Annotated in this window: 10 protein-coding genes; 2 read left to right on the top strand and 8 right to left on the bottom strand. The window is 66.1% G+C overall.

All coding sequences use genetic code 11. The annotated features are described in order from the left end of the window. The 7 genes from FVW27_RS03680 to FVW27_RS03650 form a co-directional block, all read right to left on the bottom strand. Positions 1-495, bottom strand: a 495-nt coding sequence (locus tag FVW27_RS03680; RefSeq protein WP_167122832.1) for an adenosylcobinamide-GDP ribazoletransferase, incomplete at its 3' end; no start/stop codon positions are given. After that, positions 492-1,379, bottom strand: a complete 888-nt coding sequence (locus FVW27_RS03675) for an SAM hydrolase/SAM-dependent halogenase family protein (protein WP_167122830.1) — start codon at positions 1,377-1,379, stop codon at positions 492-494. The genes FVW27_RS03680 and FVW27_RS03675, both read right to left, overlap by 4 nt. Positions 1,380-1,635: 256 nt before the next feature. Continuing rightward, the gene (locus tag FVW27_RS03670; RefSeq protein ID WP_167122828.1) at positions 1,636-2,331 is read right to left on the bottom strand and encodes a redox-sensing transcriptional repressor Rex; all 696 of its coding nucleotides are present in this window, start codon (positions 2,329-2,331) and stop codon (positions 1,636-1,638) included. A 64-nt stretch (positions 2,332-2,395) separates the two neighbouring features. Next, positions 2,396-2,725 (bottom strand): ATP synthase F0 subunit C, encoded by a 330-nt coding sequence (locus FVW27_RS03665; RefSeq protein ID WP_007523853.1) that lies wholly within the window; start codon positions 2,723-2,725, stop codon positions 2,396-2,398. 55 nt (positions 2,726-2,780) lie between these two features. Continuing rightward, on the bottom strand, positions 2,781-3,482 hold the full coding sequence (atpB, locus tag FVW27_RS03660) for a F0F1 ATP synthase subunit A (RefSeq protein ID WP_167122826.1): 702 nt from the start codon (positions 3,480-3,482) through the stop codon (positions 2,781-2,783). Between the two features lie 3 nt (positions 3,483-3,485). Next, the gene (locus FVW27_RS03655) at positions 3,486-3,920 is read right to left on the bottom strand and encodes an ATP synthase subunit I (RefSeq protein ID WP_167122824.1); all 435 of its coding nucleotides are present in this window, start codon (positions 3,918-3,920) and stop codon (positions 3,486-3,488) included. Then, complete coding sequence (locus FVW27_RS03650; protein WP_167122822.1) at positions 3,889-4,167, bottom strand: AtpZ/AtpI family protein; 279 nt, start codon at positions 4,165-4,167, stop codon at positions 3,889-3,891. The genes FVW27_RS03655 and FVW27_RS03650 overlap by 32 nt, the downstream gene beginning before the upstream one ends. Before the next feature lie 256 nt (positions 4,168-4,423). Here FVW27_RS03650 and FVW27_RS03645 point away from each other — a divergent pair, with 256 nt between their 5' ends. Together FVW27_RS03645 and FVW27_RS03640 are read left to right on the top strand one after the other, a co-directional pair. Then, positions 4,424-4,885, top strand: coding sequence for a pyridoxamine 5'-phosphate oxidase family protein (locus FVW27_RS03645; protein WP_167122820.1), 462 nt, complete (start codon positions 4,424-4,426; stop codon positions 4,883-4,885). A 290-nt stretch (positions 4,886-5,175) separates the two neighbouring features. Next, entirely contained in the window at positions 5,176-5,778 is a 603-nt protein-coding gene (locus tag FVW27_RS03640) for a multiheme c-type cytochrome (RefSeq protein ID WP_167122818.1), read from the top strand. 172 nt (positions 5,779-5,950) lie between these two features. Here the strand turns inward: FVW27_RS03640 and rlmD are convergent. Then, on the bottom strand, positions 5,951-7,311 hold a 1,361-nt coding region (gene rlmD, locus FVW27_RS03635; protein WP_167122816.1), incomplete at its 5' end, for a 23S rRNA (uracil(1939)-C(5))-methyltransferase RlmD.

Below are 7,311 nucleotides of genomic sequence, written 5' to 3'. Positions count from 1 at the left end.
GGGGGGCACGCAGGCCGCCAGCACCACGCAGGCGGCGCGCCCCAGCACGGGGGCCCACACCAGCGCCCCGGCCCGGCCCATGGTGATGACCTCATGGGCCAGCATCACCTGCCCCAGTACGCCGAAAACGATGCCCAACACCCCGAAGGCCCCGATGCGGCTGTCCTTCAGGATGTCCCAGAACCGGTCGCCGGTGGCGGAACTGCCCCAGGCGTCCATGAGGTCGGCCCAGCCATCCCAGTGCAGGCCGCGCGTGGCCCACAGCAGCAGGGCCGCGTAGCCCAGGGCCTGTATCCAGGGATGCCCGCCGAGCAGCCCCAGCAGGAACGGCCCGGCGCAAACCAGTCCGGTCAGCAGTCCTACCAGCGGGTAGTGGGCCACTCCGGCGGCCATTTCCGCGTCGGTGGCTGCACGGGCCGGGGCAAGCCGGGTCAGGAAGCCCGTGGACAGGACAAGGGCGCGACATTGGGCGGCCAGCAGGGGGGCCAGTTTCACCGGCAGTCCTCCAGCAGCACTTCCGCACCGGGGCTCAGCCAGTGCCGCTCGGCTGCGGAGGCCTTGTCCGCCGCCAGTTCCAGGTAACCCTGGCTGCCCGCCACCAGGCCGGTGCGCCCGGTGGGAATGTTGGCATAGGTGGCGGCGCGGGCGATGTCGATCAGGGTGCCGTCGGGCAGATGCAGGCGGCAGGCGGCCAGCCAGTCCCATTCGCGCAGGGAGAGATTGAGCACCACGTTGCCGAAGCGGTCCACGTGCAGTACGGCGGCGTGCACCCCGTCGGCCTCGCGCCGGGGCACGGCCCACGCGGGGCGGTCAAGATCCGTGGACAGCACCGGATCGCCGAAGGCGGCAAGGGATTCACCGGCCGTCAGACGTGCGGCCAGCGGAGCCAGCACGTCGCGTCCATGAAAGGTGGCGCTTTGCGGGTCGGGCAGGCGGGCCGGGTCCAGCCTGCGCAATACCGCGTCGGGCCGGGCTTCCGCGGCCAGGTGCAGCAGGCCGTTGTCCGGGGCCAGCATCACCTGCCCGCCGCTTTCCATGGAGACGAGGCCGCGCGGCGTGCCCACGCCGGGGTCCACCACGCAGATGAAGATGGACCCTGCAGGAAAGTGCGGGTGGCTGGCCGCCAGGAAGAAGGCGGCGGTTTCGACACGGTGGGGCGGGACGCCGTGCGAAATGTCGATGACCGGTACGGAGGGGGCCAGCCGGTGCAGCACGCCTTTCAACTGGCCCACGTACGGGTCGTCCAGCCCGAAATCCGTCAGCAGGGCAAAGCAGCGGGTATGAGCGCGGGATTTGCCGGACGCGGAGGCGAGTGCGGACGATGTGGCCGTTGGGGCTGGCGGGCTGGCCGATGCGGATGGGCGATGGGGGGTGTCCATGGGCGCTCCGTGGTTTGGAGGGAGGACGGTGCGCGCGGCGTGGGGCTGGCACGGGGGCGGACGCCGCGCCAGCGCTCCCCGTCTGGCGGCATGGTGGTACACTAGCGCGGGCGCGGTACGACCACAAGCAGGGGGGAGCCCGGGAGCGGAACCCGCCGTAGGGCGGCGATCTGTCAACAACTACGGAACCCGCCGTATGGCGGGTTCCATGGCGCAGCGGTGAACGGCTGCGGAGCGTGAGCGGCGCGTGGGCTGATCAGCGGTTGGCCCGGTCGAAGGTGATGTTGAACGACAGTGCGTAGAGGTGGTGGAAGAAATCCACATACTCCACGAATACGTCGTCCGGCACCGTGATGCGCGCAGGCGCGAAGTTGAGAATGCCCTTGATGCCCGCGTCCACCAGATGGTTGGCGGCGCGCTGGGCGCGTTCCGGCGGCGTGGTGATGATGCCGATCTCGACGTCGAGGTCGGCCACCTTTTCCTTGAGCCGCTTGGTGCACACCACTTCTAGGCCGGAGACTTCCTCGCCGATCTTGAAGGGGTCGCAGTCGAAGGCACCCACGATGTGGAAGCCGCGCAGCTTGAATTCCTTGTGATTCAGCAGCGCGCGGCCCAGGTTGCCCACCCCGACGAGCACGGTGCGCCATTCGCGGTTCACTCCGAGAACGCTGGTGATGGATTCGATGAGGCTCTTGACGTAATAGCCGACGCCACGCACGCCGAACTCGCCGAAGTAGGCAAGGTCCTTGCGGATTTGCGAAGCGTTGACGTTGCACGCCTTGGCCAGCGGTTCGGAGGATATGACGTCGGTCCCTTCACGCAGCAGGTTTTCCAGCACCTGCACATACACGGCAAGGCGCTGGATGGTTGCGCGGGGAATGTGTTCACTCTTGGGAGTCTGCATGGCTTGCTTGGTCTCTCGTTTGGCGGATGTCGTACGGCGAACCGCCATAATGCTGAAAAAGGAGGCCGTTTGCAACGGCCTCCTTCCGTACGGTCGAATCGAGGCTCGCGAACTAGCCCACGAAGGGGTTGGCGACGAGCAGGATCAGGTTCACCACGAGGGCGTAGATGGCGAGGGATTCGATGAAGGCCAGGCCCAGGATCAGGGTAACCATGATCTTGCCGCCCGCTTCGGGGTTGCGCGCGGTGCCTTCGCAGGCAGCCTTGAGGCCCATGCCCTGGCCGAGGCCGCAACCGGCGGCGGCGATGGCCATGCCGATGGCGGCGGCGAGGCAGGTCAGGCCAAGCGCGCCGGCGTCCATCTTGCCATCAGCGGCGAAGGCAAGGGCGGCAAAGGACATCAGGGCCACGGTGTTCAGGGCGATCATCAGAAACTTGCGCATGACAAACTCCTCTTTGCGTATGGTTGTTTTGGTCGGTTGACCATTCCCTTCGAGATTAGTGGGCGTGTTCGAACGCGCCCTTCAGGTAGATCATCGTCAGCATGAAGAAGATGAACGACTGAAGGACCTTGCCCAGCAGGAACAGGAAGTACACCGGAATGGTGCCAACGATGGGAGCCATCAGGAAGAACAGCACCATGACGATTTCTTCACCGCGGATGTTCCCGAACAGACGCAGCGTCAGCGAAAGCGGGCGCGCGGTGTGCGAGATGAGTTCCAGCGGCAGCATCAGCGGCGTGAGCCACCACATGGGACCCATGAAATGCTTGATGTAGCCCGGCCCCCAGCGCTTGATGCCCTGGTAGTTGTAGTACAGGAACACGAAGACGGCCATGGCCGCGTTGGTGTTCACGTTGGCCGTGGGCGCATCGCAGCCGGGGACCAGCCCCAGCAGGTTCTGGAAGAGAATGAACAGGAAGATGCCGCCCAGCAGCGGAAACACCTTGCGTCCATCCTCGCCGATGTTGGTCACCACGAAGTCTTCAAGACCCCCGATGACCACTTCGAAAACGTTCTGTATGCCGCCGGGCACCAGTTTCAGCCCGCCGCGGACCAGAAGGCCCAGGCTGAACAGGACGGCCATGGCACACCACGTGTAGAAGACATGCTTGAATTCGACGGTCGCTCCACCGATGGTGACCTGGTCCACATGCAGCAGCGTGGACCAGAGTACCGGATGCGGCAATCCACCAGCCATTCCCTACGCCTCCTTCACTTTTTGTCCTGCGCCCCTGGCTATTCCCCACGCGGCGATGCTGAGAACGCACGTGGACAGCCCCGCCAGCAGCGCGGAGACAGAGACCTTTAGCCAAACGATCAGGCCGAAAAGGACCAGACCGGTAAGCAGCAGCCGACCGTAGAATCTGAACATGAGCCCGGCCGCCATGGCGCGCGTGTACGGCAGGAAAACGATGCCCTGCACGAACTTGGCCAAGGCGTAGAAATTGAAGGTCGATAGCGCGGCCCCCACGCCGAACCACAACCCCCAGTCCCAGAAAGGCGCGCACGCAACCCCGGCAAGCAAGGACGCCCCCGAAACCAGAAGCTGGCAGCGCAGCAAAAGGCGGATTTCCGACGCGCGGAACCCCTTGTGCCACAGCCATTCATCTGTCTTTCGGGCCAAACCTTTCAGCATCTTCCTTGTCCTGGGCCTTGAGGAGCCTTCGCGAGTCCAGCCAGACGTTCTTGAACCCAGCCACGATGCCGAGAATCAGGAACACCCCGGTGAGCCACGGCTTCGTTCCCAACCAACGATCAAGGTACCAGCCCATTCCCAGGCCGACCACCGTGGCCGACACCATGTGCAGCCCGATGACCCCGGCGGTGGAAATGGCGTCGAGGTATTTCTTGTCGTTGATTTTGAACCAATTATTGAAGAACATAGGCACCGTCCCGTGGCTTTCGCGCCCATCGAGAAGAGAGCGGTTGCCGGGGGCACTTCGTGCAAACGTTCACAAGTCGGGTCGTGTCTATCACAGCGGGCTGTGGGCGTCAACGCGGCGGGGCGGAGTTCGTGAAAAAATTCCCCACCGAAGTGTCGGACATGTTTGCTGATTGCCTGAACAATTCAAATGCGTGCGGTGACCCGGCTCAGGCCCGGAGCGGGGCCGGATCAGACCATGACACACAGGAGGTATCATGCGGCACAAGGACAGGGAAGTGACCGATGCGGCGGAGATATGGGCGGGCGTGGCCGCCAGCCCGTGGATGACCATGGCGCTGTGCGACGGCATGGAGCCGTATGCGGTACCCCTGTCGTTCGGGGTGGCGGACGGGGCCATCTATTTTCATTCCTCGCGCAAGGGGCACAAGGTGGAACTGCTGCGGCGCGGCGGAGCTGTCTGTTGTTCGTTCGTGCCCTACGCCGACGTGGTCAGGCCGGATGACGGCGCGGGCTGCAAGTTTTCCATGCGCTTCCTGAGCGTGCTGGCCTGGGGACGGCCCGAGGAACTGCACGACCCCGCCGACATTGCCGTGGCGGTGCGTGCCCTGCTGACCGCCGTGCAGGCACCGGATGCCCCGGTCAATGAGGATGCCGTGGGACGCACGGCCTTTTTCCGGCTGGTGCCGGACAGGATGACCGCCTCGCGCCACGAATAGTGCTGGATGGCGTTGCGGGTGCCCCGGCGTCGCAGGCACGGGTTGGAATGTCCGGCCTGAGAACCTGTGCCTGAAAACCTGCGTCCGGGAACGTGTGCCCCGAAGTCGTGTGGCCGGAAAACCCGCGCCTGAAACGTGCAATCAGGGCACGAGTGCCCGGAAGGAATGCGAAAATATTCATGAAGGCTGGACTGTTCGATTGTAACGCGGTACCAATGCGCCACGGCGCATAACGCAGCGCCGTACCCGCCACCACGTCAAACCGCCGGATCTGCCATTGGGGGGATGCCATGCGCCTGACCGTGTCTGCCGTTGTGTGCCGCCGCCAGAATCTCATCCAGCCTTCGATACTGCCTTCCGCCCCGGTTTCAGTCCGGCTCCTGCATCTGCCCCTGTCCCCGTCTTTGCCCCCGGCTTTGTCCGTACCTCTGGCGGTGGTCTTGCTGGCCGCGCTGCTGGTGCTGTCCATCGCCGGACCGCCGACCTCCACGGCCATGGCCGCCGAAGCGCGCAGCTACGTGGGCACCGATGCCTGCGCCCCCTGCCATGCGGACCAGCACGCCACCTTCCGCAAGTACGCCAAGAAATCCAAGTCCGCCGAAAGCGTGAAGGTCATGGTCCCCAAGCTGAGCAAGGAAGAAGTGCAGGGCTGCTACGCCTGTCATACCACCGGCTACGGCAAGCCGGGCGGGTTCGTCAGCTTTGAAGCCACTCCACATCTGGCCGATGCCGGGTGCGAGGTCTGTCATGGTCCCGGTTCCGCACACGTGGATTCGGGGGGCGACGTTTCGCTCATCGACAAGCCCACCATGGAGGGCTGCGTGGTCTGCCACAACGAGCAGCGGGTGCGCAGCTTCAATTTCAAGCCCTTGCTGCATGGCGGGGCGCACTAGGCATTTTTGCAGCCGCACTGGACGAAAACGCCCGCCGCATGGTGCTGACCATGCGGCGGGCATCGTTTTTTAGGGCAGATGGCGGCTGGCGCCCTCCCTGCGTCTGGCTGTCTCATGCCCGGGCCGGGCTACGCGCCCGAACAGGGCCGCGCCATTCCGCAGGCTTGGCGGATTATTCCCCGGCGCGGGTCAGCAGGGCCACGCATTCCACGTGGGGCGAATGGGGGAACAGGTCGACCGGACGCGCCTCTTGCAGCGCATACCCGCGCGTGGTGAACAGGGCCACGTCGCGGGCCATGGTGGCCGGATTGCACGAAACGTACACGATGCGCTCCGGCTGGTGGGCGGCCACGGCCTCCACCACGTCCTCGTGCAGGCCCGCGCGGGGCGGGTCCATGACCACGATACGCGGCGACACGCCCTCGCCGGGCCGTTCGCGGCGCAGGCTGGCGCGCACGTCGCCGGAAACGAAGGAACAGTTCAGGATGTTGTTGCGCGCGGCGTTGGCGCGGGCGTCGTTGACTGCCTCGGACGTGATCTCGAAGCCGCGCACGGCACCGGAGGTGCGCGCCAGGTGCAGTGCAATGGCCCCCACGCCGGAGTACAGGTCCCACACCGTGTCGTCCGGCCCGGCGGCGGCCATGCGGCGCGCCTCGTCGTACAGCAGGCTGGCGGCGGCGGTGTTGGTCTGGAAGAACGAATCGGGGCCCAGCAGCAGGTCGTTGTCACCCAGGCGCTCGGTCAGCACGGCCTCGCCGTCCACGGCCAGCACCCGTTCGCCGTAGGCGATCTGCTCCGGGTCCAGGCGCAGCGAATGCACCACGCCGGTCACCTCGGGGAAGCGGGCGCGCAGTGCCTCGGCCAGGCGCGACACGGCCTGGGCCGCGCCGGGGTGCCGCCCGGTGATGCACTGGATCATGCACTGGCGGCCCGGCGTGCCCTTTCCGTCACCTTCCGCCGGGGTGCCGGTTGCGGCATTCCGCCCCAGTTCCGGCTCGCGCACCACCAGAAAACGCCAGAAACCGTCCTGCCTGCCGTCATCCCAGCCGGGCAGGCCGCTTTCGCGCGCAAGGTCGCGCACGGCCTCTACGATGCGCACCGTGAGCGGCGTTTGCAGATGGCATTCCGTTATGTCCACCACCGCATGCGAAGCGCGGCGACGCAGGCCAAGGTGCAGTTGGCCGTCGCGGGACTGGCTGAAGGCGAATTCCATCTTGTTGCGAAAGCCGCGCTCGGCAGGGGAGGCCAGGATGGGCAGCACGTTGGCGTCGCGCAGGCCGCCGATGCGCCCCAGCGCATCGACAACGAAGCGTTCCTTCCAGCGCAGTTGCTCGGCGTAGGGCAGGTCCTGCCAGGCGCAGCCGCCGCACTCGCCGAAGTGGGCGCAGAAGGGGGTACACTGGATGGGCGACGGTTCGAGCACGGCGTCCAGCGTGGCCTCGGCAAAGCGGCGCTTCACCGTGGTCAGCTTGGCGCGCACCCGCTGGCCGGGCAGGCCGCCCGCCACGAACACGACGCGGCCCTCGTGGCGGC

This window comes from Nitratidesulfovibrio liaohensis, from assembly GCF_011682075.1.
GTDB classification, from domain to species: domain Bacteria; phylum Desulfobacterota; class Desulfovibrionia; order Desulfovibrionales; family Desulfovibrionaceae; genus Cupidesulfovibrio; species Cupidesulfovibrio liaohensis.
This window is presented reverse-complemented; position numbering and strand designations above follow the sequence as displayed.

Bases quoted from the DNA above. Each gene is read 5' to 3' on its own strand.
- FVW27_RS03675 (WP_167122830.1), bottom strand. From the start codon at position 1,379: ATGGACACCCCCCATCGCCCATCCGCATCGGCCAGCCCGCCAGCCCCA.
- FVW27_RS03670 (WP_167122828.1), bottom strand. From the start codon at position 2,331: ATGGCGGTTCGCCGTACGACATCCGCCAAACGAGAGACCAAGCAAGCC.
- FVW27_RS03665 (WP_007523853.1), bottom strand. From the start codon at position 2,725: ATGCGCAAGTTTCTGATGATCGCCCTGAACACCGTGGCCCTGATGTCC.
- atpB (WP_167122826.1), bottom strand. From the start codon at position 3,482: ATGGCTGGTGGATTGCCGCATCCGGTACTCTGGTCCACGCTGCTGCAT.
- FVW27_RS03655 (WP_167122824.1), bottom strand. From the start codon at position 3,920: ATGCTGAAAGGTTTGGCCCGAAAGACAGATGAATGGCTGTGGCACAAG.
- FVW27_RS03650 (WP_167122822.1), bottom strand. From the start codon at position 4,167: ATGTTCTTCAATAATTGGTTCAAAATCAACGACAAGAAATACCTCGAC.
- FVW27_RS03645 (WP_167122820.1), top strand. From the start codon at position 4,424: ATGCGGCACAAGGACAGGGAAGTGACCGATGCGGCGGAGATATGGGCG.
- FVW27_RS03640 (WP_167122818.1), top strand. From the start codon at position 5,176: ATGCGCCTGACCGTGTCTGCCGTTGTGTGCCGCCGCCAGAATCTCATC.